At 72.9% G+C, this 17078-nt stretch carries 14 protein-coding genes; 4 read left to right on the top strand and 10 right to left on the bottom strand.

Annotated features, from left to right (window positions below; translation table 11 throughout):
• The first annotated feature begins 163 nt into the window (after positions 1-163).
• Positions 164-3247, top strand: a complete 3084-nt coding sequence (locus K7640_RS03805; RefSeq protein WP_222953279.1) for a DNRLRE domain-containing protein — start codon at positions 164-166, stop codon at positions 3245-3247.
• 155 nt (positions 3248-3402) lie between these two features.
• On the opposite strand, the gene K7640_RS03800 is transcribed toward K7640_RS03805, so the two are convergent.
• Positions 3403-3948 carry a GNAT family N-acetyltransferase gene (locus K7640_RS03800; protein WP_222953278.1) on the bottom strand — a complete coding sequence of 182 codons (546 nt, stop codon included), beginning with the start codon at positions 3946-3948 and terminating at the stop codon, positions 3403-3405.
• A gap of 51 nt (positions 3949-3999) precedes the next feature.
• Here K7640_RS03800 and K7640_RS03795 point away from each other — a divergent pair, with 51 nt between their 5' ends.
• Complete coding sequence (locus K7640_RS03795) at positions 4000-4839, top strand: YhjD/YihY/BrkB family envelope integrity protein (RefSeq protein ID WP_222953277.1); 840 nt, start codon at positions 4000-4002, stop codon at positions 4837-4839.
• A 122-nt stretch (positions 4840-4961) separates the two neighbouring features.
• Here the strand turns inward: K7640_RS03795 and K7640_RS03790 are convergent, their stop codons facing one another.
• The gene (locus K7640_RS03790; protein WP_222953276.1) at positions 4962-5438 is read right to left on the bottom strand and encodes a hypothetical protein; all 477 of its coding nucleotides are present in this window, start codon (positions 5436-5438) and stop codon (positions 4962-4964) included.
• A 246-nt stretch (positions 5439-5684) separates the two neighbouring features.
• Here K7640_RS03790 and K7640_RS03785 point away from each other — a divergent pair, with 246 nt between their 5' ends.
• Positions 5685-7286 (top strand): NAD(P)/FAD-dependent oxidoreductase, encoded by a 1602-nt coding sequence (locus tag K7640_RS03785; protein ID WP_222953275.1) that lies wholly within the window; start codon positions 5685-5687, stop codon positions 7284-7286.
• A 53-nt stretch (positions 7287-7339) separates the two neighbouring features.
• Here the strand turns inward: K7640_RS03785 and K7640_RS03780 are convergent, their stop codons facing one another.
• The gene (locus K7640_RS03780; protein WP_222953274.1) at positions 7340-8920 is read right to left on the bottom strand and encodes a Rieske 2Fe-2S domain-containing protein; all 1581 of its coding nucleotides are present in this window, start codon (positions 8918-8920) and stop codon (positions 7340-7342) included.
• A 200-nt stretch (positions 8921-9120) separates the two neighbouring features.
• Between K7640_RS03780 and K7640_RS03775 the strand changes: the two genes are divergently transcribed.
• On the top strand, positions 9121-9345 hold the full coding sequence (locus tag K7640_RS03775; RefSeq protein ID WP_222953273.1) for a DUF2631 domain-containing protein: 225 nt from the start codon (positions 9121-9123) through the stop codon (positions 9343-9345).
• A gap of 85 nt (positions 9346-9430) precedes the next feature.
• Here the strand turns inward: K7640_RS03775 and K7640_RS03770 are convergent, their stop codons facing one another.
• From K7640_RS03770 to rpsB, 7 genes are all read right to left on the bottom strand, one after another.
• Complete coding sequence (locus K7640_RS03770) at positions 9431-10597, bottom strand: DivIVA domain-containing protein (protein ID WP_222953272.1); 1167 nt, start codon at positions 10595-10597, stop codon at positions 9431-9433.
• Positions 10598-10628: 31 nt separating this feature from the next.
• Positions 10629-11777, bottom strand: coding sequence for a 23S rRNA (adenine(2503)-C(2))-methyltransferase RlmN (rlmN, locus tag K7640_RS03765; protein WP_222953271.1), 1149 nt, complete (start codon positions 11775-11777; stop codon positions 10629-10631).
• Between the two features lie 104 nt (positions 11778-11881).
• Entirely contained in the window at positions 11882-13267 is a 1386-nt protein-coding gene (locus tag K7640_RS03760) for a phosphatidate cytidylyltransferase (RefSeq protein ID WP_222953270.1), read from the bottom strand.
• 267 nt (positions 13268-13534) lie between these two features.
• On the bottom strand, positions 13535-14092 hold the full coding sequence (gene frr, locus K7640_RS03755) for a ribosome recycling factor (RefSeq protein ID WP_222953269.1): 558 nt from the start codon (positions 14090-14092) through the stop codon (positions 13535-13537).
• 91 nt (positions 14093-14183) lie between these two features.
• On the bottom strand, positions 14184-14951 hold the full coding sequence (gene pyrH / locus K7640_RS03750; protein ID WP_222953268.1) for a UMP kinase: 768 nt from the start codon (positions 14949-14951) through the stop codon (positions 14184-14186).
• A gap of 162 nt (positions 14952-15113) precedes the next feature.
• Entirely contained in the window at positions 15114-15941 is an 828-nt protein-coding gene (gene tsf / locus K7640_RS03745) for a translation elongation factor Ts (protein ID WP_222953267.1), read from the bottom strand.
• A gap of 139 nt (positions 15942-16080) precedes the next feature.
• Positions 16081-16992 (bottom strand): 30S ribosomal protein S2, encoded by a 912-nt coding sequence (gene rpsB / locus K7640_RS03740; protein ID WP_222953266.1) that lies wholly within the window; start codon positions 16990-16992, stop codon positions 16081-16083.
• Positions 16993-17078: the final 86 nt, after the last annotated feature.

Here is a 17078-nt window from a genome sequence, read left to right as displayed (position 1 = left end):
GACGGTCACGCTCCGCACATAACGGATTCATAACGGTCACGGGGCGACATGAACCCCTGGCGGCGTGCGATCGTGTGCCCGCGTTCTGCCCCTCGGCCCCGCCGACCGGGGCCGTTCGTCGTCGCCTTTCCCTGTCCCCTGGCCCCCACGGGAGTGGACCGCCGTGACCGTGCCTCGCCTGCTCAGTCCCTTCGTACGCACGCGCACCAGGCTGACCATCACCCTGGGCCTCGCACTGGCCGCACTCGTCGCCGCCCCGTTGCCCTGGTGGCTCGGGTCGGACGAGCCGCAGGAGGTGACCACCGCCGCCGCGCCGGCGCCCACCGGGCCGCGCGACGAGGTGGTCGCCGTGGCCGACGCCCGCCGGAGCGGCAAGGAGGTGCTGGTGGAGACCGCCACCACCGCCACCTCGCAGACCTGGGCGCTGCCCGACGGCCAGCTGCGCACCACGTTCCACGCCGCGCCCCGCCGGGCGCGCGACGCCGCGGGCCGGTGGGCGGACATCGACACCACGCTGACCCGCACCGGCGGCGACCTCGGCGTCCGCCCGGCCAACCCGCCCACCCCGGTCCGCTTCTCCGGCGGCGGCAAGGGCGAGGACAACGTGCTGGCCGAGATGGACGTCGACGGCCACACCATCGCGTACGTCTGGCCCGGCCCGCTGCCGGAGCCGGTGCTCGACGGCCCGCGCGCGCTCTACCCGAACGTACGCTCCGGGGTGGACCTGCTGGTGGTCGCCCGCGAGACCGGCGGTTTCGCGCAGCTGCTGATCGTCAAGGACCGGTCGGCCGGCACCCTGGCGGCCGTGCGCACCCTCGGCTACGGCCTGCGCTCGGCGACCCTGGTCTTCCGGCACGACCCGGACACCGGCGGCGTCCGGGCCCTGGACCGCGCCGGCAAGGAGATCGGCTCGATCCCCACCCCGTTCGGGTGGGACTCCTCCGGCCGGGACCCCGACGCCGAGCCGGGCAGCGCCCCGCGCACCGCCGTGGCCAGCCCGGCGGACGTGCTGAAGCTCTCCGGTCTCAGCGGCATCGAGCCGGGCGCCCGCCAGGCGCCCATCCCCACCCGCCTCGACCGGGACGGCACCGGCGACGCGCTGCTGCGCCTGGACGCCGCCGCCAGCGGGCTGCTCAGCCGCGCCGACGTGCGCTTCCCCGTCTTCCTGGACCCGACCCTCACCAGCGGCGAGTCGGCGTGGACCTTCGCCTACAAGCCGTACCCCAACAGCAACTACTGGAACGGCACCAACTTCAACGGCGGGACCTCCGACGCCCGGGTGGGCTACGAGTCCGACACCGGTGGCACCGCCCGCTCCTTCTGGCGGATGGGCTACAGCAGCACCCTCAAGGGCGCCACGATCAGCTCGGCCACCTTCAAGGTGCTGAACAACTACTCGTGGTCCTGCTCCGGCCGGGAGATCCAGCTCTGGCGCACCGGGGCCATCTCCACCGGCACCACCTGGAACAAGCAGCCGAGCTGGACCAAGGAGCAGCAGCGCAAGAGCTTCGCGTTCGGCTACAGCAGCAGCTGCGCCGACGACTACGTGAGCTTCAACGTGCTCGAAGCCGCCCAGGTGGGCGCGGACGGCGGCGCGTCGAGCATCACCCTCGGCATGCGCGCCACCAGTGAGACCGACAAGTACACCTGGCGCAAGTTCCGGGCCACCTCCGCCGAGCTCTCCGTCACCTACAACCGGCCGCCGAAGGAGCCGACCGGCGGCACCACCACGCCCGGCGGCGCGTGCGTGCCCGGCCCCGGCAACGGGGTGACGATCGCCAAGACCAACATCGTGCTGACCGCGACCGGCAGCGACCCCGACGGCAACCTGAAGGGCCTGCGCTTCCGCTGGTGGAAGACCGGCGGCACGGTGCCGGCGGGCACCCTGGTCACCAGCCTGAGCAGCGGCAAGGGCACCGTCACCATCCCCTCCACCACGCTGGAGGACAAGGCCACCTACTCGTGGGACGTGCGCTCCGAGGACTCCGGCGGCGAGTCGTCGACGTACTTCCCGCCGGGCACCGAGCCGTGCCGGTTCACCATCGACGCCTCCGCCCCGCCCGCGCCCGAGGTCACCAGCGACGTGTTCAAGGAGGCCACCCCGGACGGGGCCACCTGGGCCACGGTGAAGTTCGGCCAGAAGGGCGCGATCACCTTCACCGCCACCGGGGCGACCAAGTTCAGCTACGCCTTCGAGGGCATCGGCGCCAAGGAGGTGACCGCCAGCAGCGGCAAGGCCACCGTGCCCGACCTGACGCCGCGGCACGCCGGCCCGACCACCCTGCACGTGTACGCGTACGACGCGGTGGGCAACCGCAGCGCCCGCACCGACTACTGGTTCTACGTGCCGCCGAGGGACGTGGCGGACAGCCCCGGTGACACCGGCGGCGACGGCATCGTCGACCTGCTGCTCATCGACTCCGGCGGCCGGCTGCGCAACTACGCCGGCGACGTGGACGGCGAGCTGTACGCCTGGCAGTACGCCTCCTACGACGACAAGGGCGCGCTCAACCCGGCCGGCCACTGGTTCGACCCGGCCAGCGGCAGGGCGGCGCTGATCGCCAAGCACGGCGACGCGTACCCGGGTGACGGCTCGACCGACCTGTTCGCCCGCACCCCCGACGGCGGGTTCTGGCTCTACCCCGGTGACGGGTACGGCAGCTTCAACGTCGACAAGCGGCTGCGGGTGTTGCTGCCGGCCAACGCCCCCGCACCGGACACCTGGACGCAGCTCAAGGCGGTCGGCGACATCACCGGCGACAAGCTGCCCGACCTGGTGCTGCGGGCCGGCACCGCGTTCTGGACGCTGAGCGGCTACACCGGGGCGAGCTTCCAGGAGGCCACCCTGATGGAGGGCACCGCGTGGGCCCGCCGGGAGATCGTCAACGTGGCCGACGTCGACCTCGACGGCACGCCGGACATGCTCTGGCGCAACCTGGACGCCGGCACCTTCTACATCCGGCACGGCAAGCCGGGGACGGTGGCGGGCAGCGTCAGCCTCGACTCGCTCAAGTCGGCCGCCGCCTCCCGCAGCGGTGACGTCTCCTACGGCACGAACTGGACGGAGGCCAACATCAGCGCCGTCATCGGCATCCCCGACGTGAACGGGGACCGGATCCCGGACCTGTGGGCCCGCAAGGGGGCGGACGGCACGATGGTGGTCTACCACCCGTCCACCACCAACACGAACGCGCCGGTGAAGACGGTGCTGGGCGACAACTGGAGCGGGATGAAGGGCTTCGGCTGACGACCGCCCCGGACGGATGACGGGCCCGAGCAGGATCACCTGCTCGGGCCCGTCCCGTTCCGGCCCGACGGTCCGCCCGGGCCATCACCGATCAGGCCCGACCGGTCAGGCCGAGCCATCCCCGATCAGGCCCGGTCGGGTCGTCCAGCGGGCGCTCAGGCCGGGCGGCGGCGGACGAAGGTCTCCAACAACTCGCCGCCGTACCAGTCGGTGCGCCGGCCCACGTGGCTCATGCCGAGGCGCCGGGCCACCGCCATCGACGCCTCGTTGCCCGGCGCCACCACCGCGAGGACCTCGGCGGCGCCCAGACTCAGCTCGCGCTCCACCGCCGCCCGGGCCGCCTCGGTGGCGTAGCCGTGCCCCCACGAGTCGGGGTGCAGGTGCCAGCCCACCTCGATGTCGTCGGTCAGCACCCCCTCGTCCCGGCCGGGCAGCGGCCTGAGCAGCAGCGTCCCGACGACCTCGGCGGTGTCGCGCCGTTCGATCGCCCAGGTCCCGTACCGGTCGCCGTGGTCGGCGTGCCGGGCCCGCCACATCGCCAGCCGCCCGGCCGCCTGCTCCGGCGCGGTCAGCGGCAGGCCGGCCGCGTTCAACCAGTGGACGACCTCCGCCCGGGAGTAGATGTCGTAGATCCGGGCCAGGTCGGCCGGGGAGTCGGTCCAGTCGCGCAGCAGCAGCCGGTCGGTGGTGAGGACGGTCATGACGCGCGATCGTAATGCGTACCGGGCCACCGCGCGGGGAAGAAGATCGCGATGGGTACGGGGTGGCAGCGGGCGAAACGGATCACCAGGGGCGCGTTCCGGCCGGTACGCGGTCGGGACCTGTCGCTGCACGCCGCCGCGATCACCTTCTACGGGGCGATCGCCGTGGTGCCGGTGGCCCTGCTCGCCATCTGGATGACCGGGCTGCTCGCCGGCGACGACAAGGTCCGCCGGCTCACCTCGTACGCGATCGACACCCTGCCCGCCGACATCGGCGCCAACCGGGCGGTCGCCGCCCTGGTCGAGGGCGGCCTGGGCCTGACCCCGCTGCTGGCGCTGGCGTCGCTGCTGCCCGCCTCGCTGTACGGCGAGGGCCTGCGCCGGGCGTTCGTCTCGGTGGCCCTGCCCGGCGGCACGGATGAGTCGCTGGTCGGCTGGCGCGGCCGGCTGCTGCTGCTCCCGCTGCTCGCCCCGGCCCCGGCGCTGCTGCTGTCGATCCTCATCGCGCTGCCGCTGACCACCCGGCTGGTCCGCCAGGGCGGCTGGATCGGCGCGCTCGGCGTCGTGCTGTCCTTCCTGGCGGTGTGGCTGGTGCTCACGCCGGTGCTGATGTGGGTGTTCCGGGTGGTCGGGCCGGCCTCCCCGGACTGGCTGTCGACGCTGGCGCTCGGCTCGTTCACCGCGGCGAACCTTTCCGGCTTCCTGCACGGTTTCGTGCTGTTCTGCTCGCTCCCGCTCGACCTGGGCGTCCCGTTCGGGGGGTTCGACGCGGTGGGCGCCGCGGTGGCCATCCTGCTCTGGCTCTACCTCTTCCACGTGATCGTCCTGGCCGGCTACTCGGCCACGCTGGCGCTGAGCCGGTGGCGGGCCGTCCGCGCGGCCCGCGCCTGACCGGACGCCTCGCGCCTGACCGGCCGCCCGCGCCTGGCCGGGCGCCTCGCGCATGGCCGGACGGCTCGCGCATGACCGGGCAGCCCCGGCCTGACGGTGCGGCCCGGCCCGGCAGGCGGCGGTCAGAGGCCGTCCACGTACCGCTTCGCCTCGGCCAGCGTCCAGTTCGTGTGCTCGCGCACCAGCTTGATCGCCTGGATCTTCCGGTCGCCATGGGCGAGCCGGGCGGCCTCGGCCCGCACCCCGTCGTCAAGGTGCGCCCCGTCCACCACACCGGCCCCGTCCGCGACACCGGCCCGGCCGGCGACGCCGTTCCCGGGTGGCGCGGCCCCAGGTGGCCAGCTGCCGCCGGCCGCCAGCAGATCCACCGCCCGCTTGGCCTCCAGCAGCCCCAGCCCGGTCTGCTGACGCAGCACCTTGACCGCCTCGACCGTGCGCCCGTCCCGGACCAGCCGCAGCACCTCGGCCTGCCCCTCCTCGGCGGTCCGCCCCGGTGCCCCCAGCTCCCGAGGCCGCCACGAGCCCCGCCCGAACACGAGCAGCAGCACCACCCCGACGACGCCCAGCACCCCCACGACGACCTCAACCCCCGGCGACATGCCGGCCACCGTAGCCCACCCCCGCACCCCTCCCCGGCCCCCGCCCGACCCGCCCCGGGGCCGACTGCCCCGCCGACCGACCGGGCCAGGCTCGGTGATCATGGAGTTAGCGGGTGGGAGAGCGCTCCCTACCACCGCCAACTCCATGATCAAGGGCGGGAACCGGGCGGGAACCGGGCACGAGCCGGGCGGGAGCCGGGCGCGAGTCGGGGTGCGGTGGCGGTGAGGGCAGTAGGGTGCGCGGGTATGAGCGAAGTTGGTGCGGTGCCGGGGCGGGCGGACGTCGTGATCGTCGGATCCGGGCACAACGGGTTGGTGTCGGCGATCCTGTTGGCCCGGGCCGGGCTGGACGTGCTGGTGCTGGAGGCCGCCGAGGTGATCGGCGGGGCCACCCGCACGGAGAACCCGTTCCCCAAGGTGCCGGGGCTGCGGCACTCCACCGGGTCGTACCTGCTCGGGCTGATGCCGCCGGAGCTGCTCGCCACGCTCGACGTGAGCATTCCGGTGCTGCGCCGCGACCCGCACTACTTCCTGCCCACCCCGGGCGGGCTCGGCTCGCCGTACCTCCTCTTCGGCAGCGACCACGCCGCCACCCGGCGGCAGCTCACCGAGATGTTCTCCCCCGCCGACGTGGCCGCCGACGACGCGCTCCAGGCCGAGCTGGCCCAGCTCCGCGCGGACCTGGCGCCGGCCTGGCTGGCCGGGCCGCTGCCGGTCGAGGAGACCGCCGAGCGGTACGTCCGGCCGGCGCTGCGGCAGGTCTTCGTCGACCTGGTCCGCGGCTCGGTCGCCGACTACCTGGCCCGCTTCGACTTCCGCTCCGAGCTGCTGGTCAGCATGTACGCGGTCACCGACGGCCTGTCCGGGCTGAACGCCGGCCCGGACGACCCCGGGACCGGGCACAACTTCCTCGTGCACAACATGTGCAGATTGCCCGGTTCCGACGGCACCTGGATGATCGCGCGGGGCGGCATGGGCACCGTGTCGGGCACCTTCGCCGACGCCGCCCGCGCGGCCGGCGCGACCATCGTGACCGGTACCCCGGTCAGCGCGATCACCCTCGACGGCGGGGCCGCGTCCGGGGTGGTGCTGGCCGACGGCCGGCAGGTCGCCGCGAACGTCGTGCTCGGGGCCTGCGACCCGTACCGGCTGATGGAGCTGCTGCCCGGCGGCGCGCTGCCGGCGGAGCTGGGTGAGCGGATGGCCGCGGTCCGCCGGCCCGGCACCACGCTCAAGCTCAACCTGGCGCTGACCGGGCTGCCCCGCTTCGCCTGCCTGCCGGCGGACGCGCCCAGCCCGTTCGGCTCCACCATCCACCTGCTGCCCGGGTCGGCCTCACTGGTCGGCGCGGGCGACGAGTCGCCGATGGCCGCGCTGCGCGCCATGTGGGCGGACGTGCAGGCCGGGCGGCTGCCGGCGGAGCCGACGATCGAGTGGTACCTGCACACCACCGTCGACCCGTCGCTGTCCGACGACGCCGGGCACCACTCGTCGGCGCTGTTCGTGCAGTCGGTGCCGTACGAGCTGGCCGGCACCACGTGGGACGAGGCGCTGCCCGGCTACGTCGAGCGGCTGGTCGCGATCTGCGAGCGGTACGCCCCGGGCACCGGTGACCTGATCGCCGACGCGGTGCCGCTGCCCCCACCGGGGATCGAGGCGCACTTCGGCATCACCGGCGGGCACATCCACCACGTCGACAACACCGTCTCGTTCACCGACCGGATGCCGTACGCCACCGGGATCGACGGCGTGTACGCGGGCAGCGCCGGCTGCCACCCCGCCGGCAGTGTCATCGGGGCGGCCGGCCACAACGCCGCCCAGCGCATCCTCGCCGACCTGGGCCGGTAAGGAAGGGCCCCTGCTTAACGCATTCCGCATAGCAGGGGCCCCCGGTCAACACCTCAGCTCAGCGCCTCTCCGGCCGGCGCGGGGGTGTTCTCGTCGGCCCGGTGGGCGCGGATCTTGTGGCCGACGCTGGTCAGGCAGCGACCGCTGGGCAGGTCGAACTTCCAGCCGTGCAGCTGGCAGGTGAGCTGGTCGCCGTCGACGATGCCGAACCGGCTCAGGTCGGCCTTCAGGTGCGGGCAGCGCCGCTGCACCGTCCAGCCGTCCAGCGTGATGTCCTCGGCGTCGACCGCCCGCTCGTGCTCGTCGTACCAGCCCTCGGCGTACTGGAGGCGCTCCTCGGAGAGGCACTTGAAGAACGCGTAGACGAACTCGTTGTACTGGCCGATCCGGGCGGCGGAGAAGCGGCAGGACAGGAAGAGGGAGTTGACCCAGTCCACCTCGTCGATGTGCAGCAGGTGCTCGATCAGCGCCCGCTCGGTACGGAACCGGTAGCGGACCTTCTCGTCCGCGTACGGCCGGACCTCCTTGCCGGGGAAGTCCACCACGATCGACTCGACGCTCTCCCCGTCGTAGCCGACGAGGTCGAAGCGGACCGGCCCGCCGACCCCCTTGGCCAGGTAGATCGACTCGTCCAGCAGCGGCTCGATCCGGCGCTTCATCTCGCCGAGCACGTCGACCTCGGGGTGCCGCCAGGACGCCTTCTCCGCCTCGATGATCGGCCGCTTGCGCTCCCGCATCTCCTCCAGGTGGGCGACCTTGTTCGCGAAGAACTCCGCCACCGGCACCGGGTGGGTGGTGGTGGCGCCCTCCGTGGTCACCTCGGCGACGCTGCCGGGCAGCAGCACGATGCCGTTGGTGCCGCCGACCTTCGCGTACTCGGCCAGGAACACCGACTGGTCGGGGAAGATGTTCCCCTCGTCGTCGAAGATGTCGTTGAACTGCCACAGCTCGTCGTCGAGGAAGCACGGCGGGCCGGCGATCGGGAAGACGTGGTCGGCCTTCAGGTCGTCGATGTAGCGCCAGGTGCGGTCGAACTGCCGGTCCCGCTTCTGCTTGCCGAACGCGGTCTTCGCCGCCTGCGGCAGCTCGTAGACCATCGGGTACCAGATCGCGCCGGAGAACTGGAGCAGGTGCGCGTGCACGTGGCCCAGCTCGGCGAAGACGCTCAGGTCGGTCGGGCGGGCGTCGTTCTGGTTGAGCAGCCGCACACCGTCGTACTCCACCCAGAGCGACGAGTCACCGATCGGGCCGTCGGTCGGGCTGGTCAGCGCCTGGATCATGATCTTCAGGCCGCCGGGCAGCTCCACCACCTGCTCGTTGGGCGCCTTCAGGAACTTGGTGAAGCCCAGCGCCCGCAGCTCGTCCTCCATCTCCGAGGTCGGGAACTCGGGCAGCAGGACGGTGGCGTCCTTCGAGATGAAGTCGCGCAGGTGCTTCGCGTCGAAGTGGTCCCGGTGCAGGTGCGACACGTACAGGTAGTCGACCTGGCCCAGGGTCTCCCAGTCGAGCTGGGAGTTGTCCGGGAAGGGGAACCAGGAGGCGAAGTACGCGGGATTGACCCACGGGTCGCACAGGATGCTGCCCGCGGCCGTGTCGATCCGCATGCTGGCATGTCCCGTACCGGTCACTCGCACCGCAGTCCCCCTCAAAAAGACAATCAAGGTGTACGTCAAGACGCTACCGGAGGCACTCTGGTCGCCGCCCCGCGACGCCGGTAGTGCCGGTGTGCCCGCCCGGAACAGGTCCCCCGGCCCGGGCGGTCGGACCCTGCGCCGGGCCGGGTGCCGGACGTGCCAGACTGATCGGAGATCCGATCGCGAGGGAAGGACCGACAGTGGCAGGAAGCGAGCCGGTAACGGCGCCAGATCAGCACAAGCCGGGGCACCGGAAGTCCGGCCGGATCGGTGCGCTGCTCTCGGCGGCGGCCTTGGTGCTGATGGCGCTCTGGGGCAACCACGAGGGCCGGGTCGAGGACATCTGGCTGATCGGCGTCGCCGCGCTGCTGGTGCTGATCGTCATCGGCGACGCGGTGCTGCGCCGCAACGGCCTGCGGTCCTGACCGGGCCCGGGCACGCCGACCCGGACACGCACGAGGGCCCACTCCCGCCGGGCGGGAGTGGGCCCTCGTCGCGTCGTGCCCCGGCTCAGCGGCCGAGGAGGATGTCCTGTACGTCCTTGAGCGCGGCGTCGACCTCGGCCTCGAAGTAGCCGCCGGGCACCAGACCGAAGCGCAGGGTGTCCAGGTCCTTCGGGTTGACCGGCATCGGGTTGCGCCCCTGCATGCCGCCGAGCAGGCTCTCGAAGAAGCGGTCGACCTGGTCCGGGTCGTACCCGCTGCCGAAGCGGCGCACCTGGAAGCGGCGCCGGATCTGGTCCACCCGGTAGAGGTCGCTGCCGGGCGGGCCGGCCATCGGGGGACCCACCATCGGCGGGCCACCCATGGGCGGGCCACCCATCGGCGGGCCACCCATCGGCGGGCCGCCCATCGGGGGGCCACCCATCGACGGCGGGCCGGACATCCCCGGGCCGGGGCCGTACCCCTGCTCCGGGCCGGGGCCGTAACCCTGGTCCGGGCCCGGGCCATAACCCTGGTCCGGGCCGAAGCCCTGCTGCGGCACCGCCGGCGGGCCGGCCGGGCCGCGACCGCGCGGGTCGCGGTCGGGCATCCGGATCTCCGCGGTCATGTCGGCCCGGCCGTGCCGGCCGGCCTCGAAGCCGTCGAACCGGTCGTCCTGGCCGTAACCGCCCGGGCCGGGCGGCAGGCCACGCGACGGCGGGCCGCCGTGCCCCATCGGGGCACCCGGACCCATCGGAGCGCCCGGGCCCATCGGGCCGGGGCCGCCGGGACCGCGCGGGCCGTCGTAGCCACCGCGGGGGCCGTCGTACCCGCCCGCGAACGCGCCGGTGGGCTCGTCGTAACGGCCGTACCGGTCGGGCGGGCCGGCCTGCGCGGGCATGGCCCGGGGCGGCAGCGGCTGCGGCACCGGCGAGAGACCACGGTCGTCGCGCATCGGCGGGCCGAGCCGGTCCATCTGGCGCGGGTCACCGCCACGCCCGGCGGGGCCGCCGCGCTCCTCCAGCTCGGCCAGCTGCCGCTCGACGCGGTCCAGGTGCAGGTCGACCTGCCACTCGTCGTAGCCGTTGAACCGGACCCGGAAGACGACGTCGTGGACCTCCTGGGCGGCGACCGGGGCACCGACCGGCTGGCCGGCGAGTGTCGCCTCGACCCGGTCGAGGAAGGCGTCGACCTCGTCGACCTTGTATCCCCGGCGGAGCGCCTTACGCCGGAAACGCTGACCCTGACTCGCCACTATGTCTCCTGGTCTCGTTCGCTACGCCCGGTCACGCCATGGCTTCGCGCGACACGTCGGTGTCCTGGTCCTGGGCGGCGGCCAGCTGCCCGCACGCACCGTCGATCTCGCGCCCCCGGGTGTCCCGCACCGTCGTGGAGACACCGGCCGCGCGCAACCGCCGGACGAACTCCCGCTCCACCGGCTTCGGGCTCGCGTCCCAGCGGCTGCCCGGGGTCGGGTTGAGCGGGATGAGGTTAACGTGGGTCAGCCTGCCGGCCAGCAACCGACCCAGCAGATCGGCCCGCCACGGCTGGTCGTTGACGTCCCTGATCATCGCGTACTCGATCGACACACGGCGCCCTGTCCGGCCCGCGTAGTCCCACGCTGCGTCCAGCACCTCGGCTACCTTCCAGCGCTGGTTGACCGGCACGAGTTCGTCGCGCAGATCATCATCGGGTGCGTGCAACGACAGCGCAAGAGTCACCGAGAGGTCTTCCCCGGCCAGTCGACGGATGGCCGGCACCAGCCCCACCGTGGAAACGGTGATGTGCCGCTGGGACAGGCCCAGCCCCTCCGGCGCCGGGGCGACCAGCCGGCGGATCGCCGCCAGCACCCGGTTGTAGTTGGCCAGTGGCTCGCCCATCCCCATGAACACCACGTGCGACAGCCGGGGCGGCGAACCGGCCACCGCGCCGGACGCGGCCACCCCCGCCAGATAGACCGCCTGGTCGACGATCTCGGCGGTGGAGAGGTTGCGGGTCAGGCCGGCCTGGCCGGTGGCGCAGAACGGGCAGGCCATGCCGCAGCCGGCCTGGCTGGAGATGCAGACGGTGACCCGGTCCGGGTAGCCCATCAGCACGCTCTCCACCAGCGAGCCGTCGTGCAGCCGCCAGAGCGCCTTGCGGGTCGCCCCGTCGTCGCAGGCCAACTCCCGGACGGGGGTGAGCAGCCGGGGCAGCAGCCCGTCGGCGATCCGCTCCCGGGCCGCCGCCGGCAGGTCGGTCATCTGCGCGGGGTCGCGGACCAGCCGCCCGAAGTAGTGGTTCGAGACCTGCTTGGCCCGGAAGCCCGGCTCGCCCAGCTCGGCGACCAACGCCTGCCGGCCCGGCAGGTCCAGGTCGGCGAGGTGGCGGGGAGGCATCGTGGGTCGGCGCCCGGGAGCGTCGGGATCAATGGGAATCAGCGGCAGGCTCGTCATGGCGGGTCCAGTCTGTCACGCCCGAGCGCGAACGCACCCGTCCGGAGGTGCCGAATCCGCCCCGTCCGGACGAATGACCCGAGCCCACCGGCGTGATTCATGCCTCAGCCCGCCACCGGCACGAACACCGCCAGCAGCAGGTACGCCGTCGGTACGGCGAACAGGATCGAGTCCAGCCGGTCCATCAGGCCGCCGTGCCCCGGAAGCAGGTTGCTCATGTCCTTCACGCCGAGATCCCGCTTGATCATCGACTCGGCGAGGTCGCCGAGGACGGCCGCCACCGAGACCGCCATCCCGAACAGCGCCCCCCACCAGGGCGGCACCTCGAAGAGCAGCCACACCAGCACGGCGCTGCCCGCGGCCGCCGCGGTGACCGAGCCCGCGAAGCCCTCCCAGGACTTCTTCGGGCTGATCCGGGGAGCCATCGGGTGCTTGCCGAAGGTCACCCCGGCGGCGTACCCGCCGGTGTCCGAGAGCACCACGGCCACCAGGGTGGCCAGCACCCGCCAGTGGCCGTCCCCGGGCGCCGCGGCCAGCATCGCGGCGAAGCCGCCGAGGAACGGCACGTACACGGCGATCAGGGTGGCGGCGGTCAGGTCCCGCTGGAAACCGGCCGGGCCGTCGCCGAGCCGCCAGATCATCGTGCCCAGCACGGTGACCAGCAGGCCCAGGCTGAGCGCGTCGGGCCCGGCGAACCAGGCCAGCCCCACCGTCAGCACCCCACCGGCGATCAGCGGGACCAGCGGCGGATGGGCGCCGCTGCGGCGTACCGCCCGGGCCATCTCCCAGGTGCCCACGGCGATCGCGGCGGCGACCACGACCAGGAAGCCCGGCGGGTAGAGGAACAGTGGCACCAGGATGGCCGCGCCCAGGCCGAGCCCCACGCCGACCGCCGCCGGCAGGTTACGCCCGGCCCGGCTCGCCGGGGCCTGCTGGGTGGCCGGCCGGTCGGCACTGGCCCGGCGCCGCCCCGGCCGCCGCCGGGCGGGAGGCTGCTCGGCGTCCGGACCGGCCGGGTCCGCCGTCGGTACGTCCCGGGCCGGTTCGTCCCGCACCGGCGCGAACTGCGCCGTCGGGTACTCCTCGTCCGGGTCGGGCCGGTCGACGTACCGGTCGTCCGACCGGTGCTGGTCGGGCCGGCTCGAACCGGGACGCCAGCCCGGCTCCGAGGGCTCGTGACGGTCCGGCTCGTGGCGGTGCGGCGGCCCGTTGCGGTGCGGTTCCTGGCGGTGCGGCGGCCCGTTGGGGTGCGGCTCGTGGGCGCCCGGCCAGAACTGCTCCACCTCGGGCCGGGTGTGCTCGGCGCGCCGCTCGTACGACTCGGCGGGTCGATCCGCGCGGGGACGGGCGTACAGTTCGGGGCCGCCGGCCGGGCCCCGGCGCGGCGGACCGGGCTCGATGTCCCGCTCCGGCCACGGCAGGCCGGCCGGCTGCTCCGGCCGGTCCCAGCCACGCGGCTCAGCGGCGCCGTAGGGGTCGAGGTGGGACATCACGCACCGAACGGGTTCGGCGCGAGTTCCACCACAGAACGCAAGACCAAGACCATCCCCTACCGGCGCGACTGTTCCGTACGGTCACCGGCCCGACGACCGGTCGATCCCCGCCGTTCACTCCAGGGACGGGCGGGAATCGTGCCGAGCCTACTGCACCCGCCGGCCGGACACGGCGGACGAGGGGCCCCGACGAGGACGGCACCGGGCGCCGGCCCCGCTCGGCGGGGCGGCGGCACACCGGTGCCGTGGACGTCCTCGGCGCGCTCAGACCTCGAGCAGCTCGGACTCCTTGTGCTTGATCAGCTCGTCGACGTGGGCGACGTACCGCTGGGTCAGCTCGTCGAGCTCACGCTCGGCGCGACGCCCGTCGTCCTCGCCGACCTCGCCGTCCTTGACCAGGCGGTCGAGCTCCTCCTTGGCCTTGCGGCGGATGTTGCGGACGGCCACCTTGGCCTCCTCGCCCTTCTGCCGGGCGACCTTGATCATCTCGCGGCGGCGCTCCTCGGTCATTTGCGGCAGCAGGACGCGGAGCTGGTTGCCCTCGTTGTTCGGGTTCACCCCGAGGTCCGAGTCGCGGATCGCCTTCTCCATGGCGTTGATCTGCGAGTTGTCGTACGGCTTGATGATCACCATGCGCGGCTCGGGAACCGCGATGGACGCCATCTGGGGCAGCGGGGTCGGGCTGCCGTAGTAGTCGATCACGATCCGGCCGAACATGGCGGCGTTGGCGCGACCGGTGCGGATCCCGCCGAACTCTTCCTTGGCGTGCTCAACGGCACGCTCCATCTTCTCCTCGGCCTCGAGGAGGGTGTCGTCGATCACCGGTCTCCTCGCCTCCTTCTGTGCTCGTGTGGGCTCTGCTGTCGTGTCGGAGGACCGCTGCGGTCGTCGGCGGGACGGCCCGCCGGGCGGCTCAGGCGGTGATCAGGGTGCCGATCTTGTCGCCACCCACGGCGCGGATGATCGTGTCTTCGCCCTGCGCGCCGAAGACCAGCATCGGCAGGCCGTTCTCCATGCAGAGGCTGAACGCGGCGGCGTCGGCCACGCGCAGGTTGCGGCGGAGCACCTCGGAGAAGGTGATCGAGTCGAACTTGCTCGCGGAGGGGTCGATCCGGGGGTCGGCGTCGTAGACCCCGTCCACCCCGTTCTTGCTCATCAGCACCACGTCGGCGTGGATCTCCAGCGCCCGCTGGGCGGCCACCGTGTCGGTGGAGAAGTACGGCATGCCGGCGCCGGCGCCGAAGATGACCACGCGGCCCTTCTCCAGGTGCCGGATCGCCCGCAGCGGGATGTAGGGCTCGGCGACCTGGGCCATCGTGATCGCGCTCTGCACCCGGGTCTCGATGCCCTCCTTCTCCAGGAAGTCCTGGAGGGCCAGGCAGTTCATCACCGTGCCGAGCATGCCCATGTAGTCGGCGCGCGCCCGGTCCATGCCGCGCTTCTGCAGCTCCGCGCCGCGGAAGAAGTTGCCGCCGCCGACCACCACGGAGACCTGCACGCCGCGGCGCACCACGGTGGCGATCTGCCGGGCGATGGCCTGCACGACGTCCGGGTCGACGCCGATCGCGCCGCCGCCGAAGACCTCGCCGGAGAGCTTCAGCACCACCCGGCGGGCCCGCCCCGGCGGTGGCGCCGTCGGGTCGTCCGCCGCCAGGCTCCGGTCACTCACAACCTGCGTCATCCGCTCGCCCTTCCCTCGCGCGCCTCGCGTGCGTCGCGTACTGCGAAACTGCCGCTGCTGACCCTATGTGACGAGGAGGCCGCGGTGCCTGTCACGTACACCGGCGGCCTCCTCGTCCACATTTCCCTGCGCGGGGGCGCGTCATGCGCTCCGGCGACCGGCTCAGGCCTGGCCGACCTCGAAACGCAGGAAGCGGGTCACCTCGATGCCGGCCTCGGCCAGCACCTGCTTGACGGTCTTCTTGTTGTCGGCGACCGACGACTGCTCCAGCAGGACGAAGTCCTTGAAGAAGGCGTTGACCCGGCCCTCGACGATCTTCGGCAGCGCCGCCTCGGGCTTGTTCTCCTCGCGGGCGGTCTGCTCGGCGATCCGCCGCTCGGACTCGACGGTCTCGGCCGGCACCTCGTCCCGGGTGAGGAACTTCGGCCGCATCGCGGCGATCTGCATCGCCACGCCCCGGGCGTCCGCGTCGGCGGCCTCGTCGGCCTTGCCCGCGTACTGCACCAGCACGCCGACCGCCGGGGGCAGGTCCTGGGCCTTGCGGTGCAGGTAGACGGCGGTGGTGCCGTCGAGCTTGCCGAACCGGCTCAGCACCAGCTTCTCGCCGATCTTGGCGGACTGCTCCTGGATCAGGTCGGCGACCGTCCGGCCGTCGAGGGTGCTGGCGAGCAGCTCCTCGGCGTTGCTGACACCGCTGGCCACGCCGTGCTCGACGAGCTGCTGGGCCAGCGCGATGAAGGCGTCGTTCTTGGCGACGAAGTCGGTCTCGCAGTTGAGCTCGAGCAGCGCCTGGCCGGAGTGCGCGACGAGCCCGTTCGCCGCCGTGCGGCCGGCCCGCTTACCCACGTCCTTGGCGCCCTTGACGCGCAGGATCTCGACGGCCTTGTCGAAGTCGCCCTCGGCCTCGGTCAGCGCCTTCTTGCAGTCCATCATGCCGGCGCCGGTGAGGTCGCGGAGCTTCTTGACGTCCGCGGCGGTGAAGTTGGACATGACTCTCTCTTCGGTGTCGTGTCGGAACTGCGGTGTGCTGGTCCGGGGTCCGGTTACCCGGTTCCGGGCCGGATCTGCCCGGACCTTCCGCCGCGCCCCGCCGCCGGCGTGACGGCCGGGGCGGGGGCGGCGGTACGGGTCACTGAGCGGCGGCGGCCGGCTGCTCGGTCGTCGCGGGCTGCTCGGTCGCGGCCGGCTGCTCGGCGGGAGCGGCCTGCTCGGTGGCGGCCGGCTGCTCGGCGGGAGCGGCCTGCTCGTCGGCCTTCTTCGGCTCCTCGAGCAGCTCGCGCTCCCACTCGGCCAGCGGCTCGTCGGTGCCGACGCCCGGCTCCGGCTTCTCGTCGGTGCCCCGGCGGCGGCCGGACCGGGCGATCAGGCCGTCGGCGACGGCGGAGGCGACGACCTTGGTCAGCAGCTCAGCCGAGCGGATCGCGTCGTCGTTGCCCGGGATCGGGAAGTCGACCTCGTCCGGGTCACAGTTGGTGTCCAGCACGGCGATCACCGGGATGCCCAGCTTGCGGGCCTCGTCGACGGCGATGTGCTCCTTCTTGGTGTCGACGATCCAGACCGCGGCGGGCAGCTTCTGCATGTCCCGCAGACCACCGAGGGTCTTGGTGAGCTTGATCTTCTCGCGGGAGAGCTGCAGGGTCTCCTTCTTGGTGTAACCGGCGGCGGTGCCGCTCAGGTCACCCAGCGCCTCCAGCTCCTTCATCCGCTGCAGCCGCTTGTACACCGTCTGGAAGTTGGTCAGCATGCCGCCGAGCCAGCGGTGGTTGACGTACGGCTGGCCGACCCGGGTCGCCTGCTCGGAGATGGCCTCCTGAGCCTGCTTCTTGGTGCCGACGAAGAGGATGCTGCCGCCCTCGGCCACCGTGTTGCGCACGAAGTCGTACGCCTTCTCGATGTAGTCGAGGGTCTGGCGCAGGTCGATGATGTAGATGCCGTTGCGCTCGGTGAAGATGAAGCGCTTCATCTTCGGGTTCCAGCGCCGGGTCTGGTGCCCGAAGTGGACACCGCTCTCCAGCAGCTGACGCATGGTCACGACGGCCATGGGGTACTCCTTGTGATCCCTGGTTGTCCCGCCCGGCCGGCGGCCGGACGTCCTGGCGCCCGGTCGCCGGCCATGGTGGGCCCGAT

Source organism: Micromonospora sp. PLK6-60, from assembly GCF_019890675.1.
GTDB lineage: Bacteria > Actinomycetota > Actinomycetes > Mycobacteriales > Micromonosporaceae > Micromonospora.
This window is presented reverse-complemented; position numbering and strand designations above follow the sequence as displayed.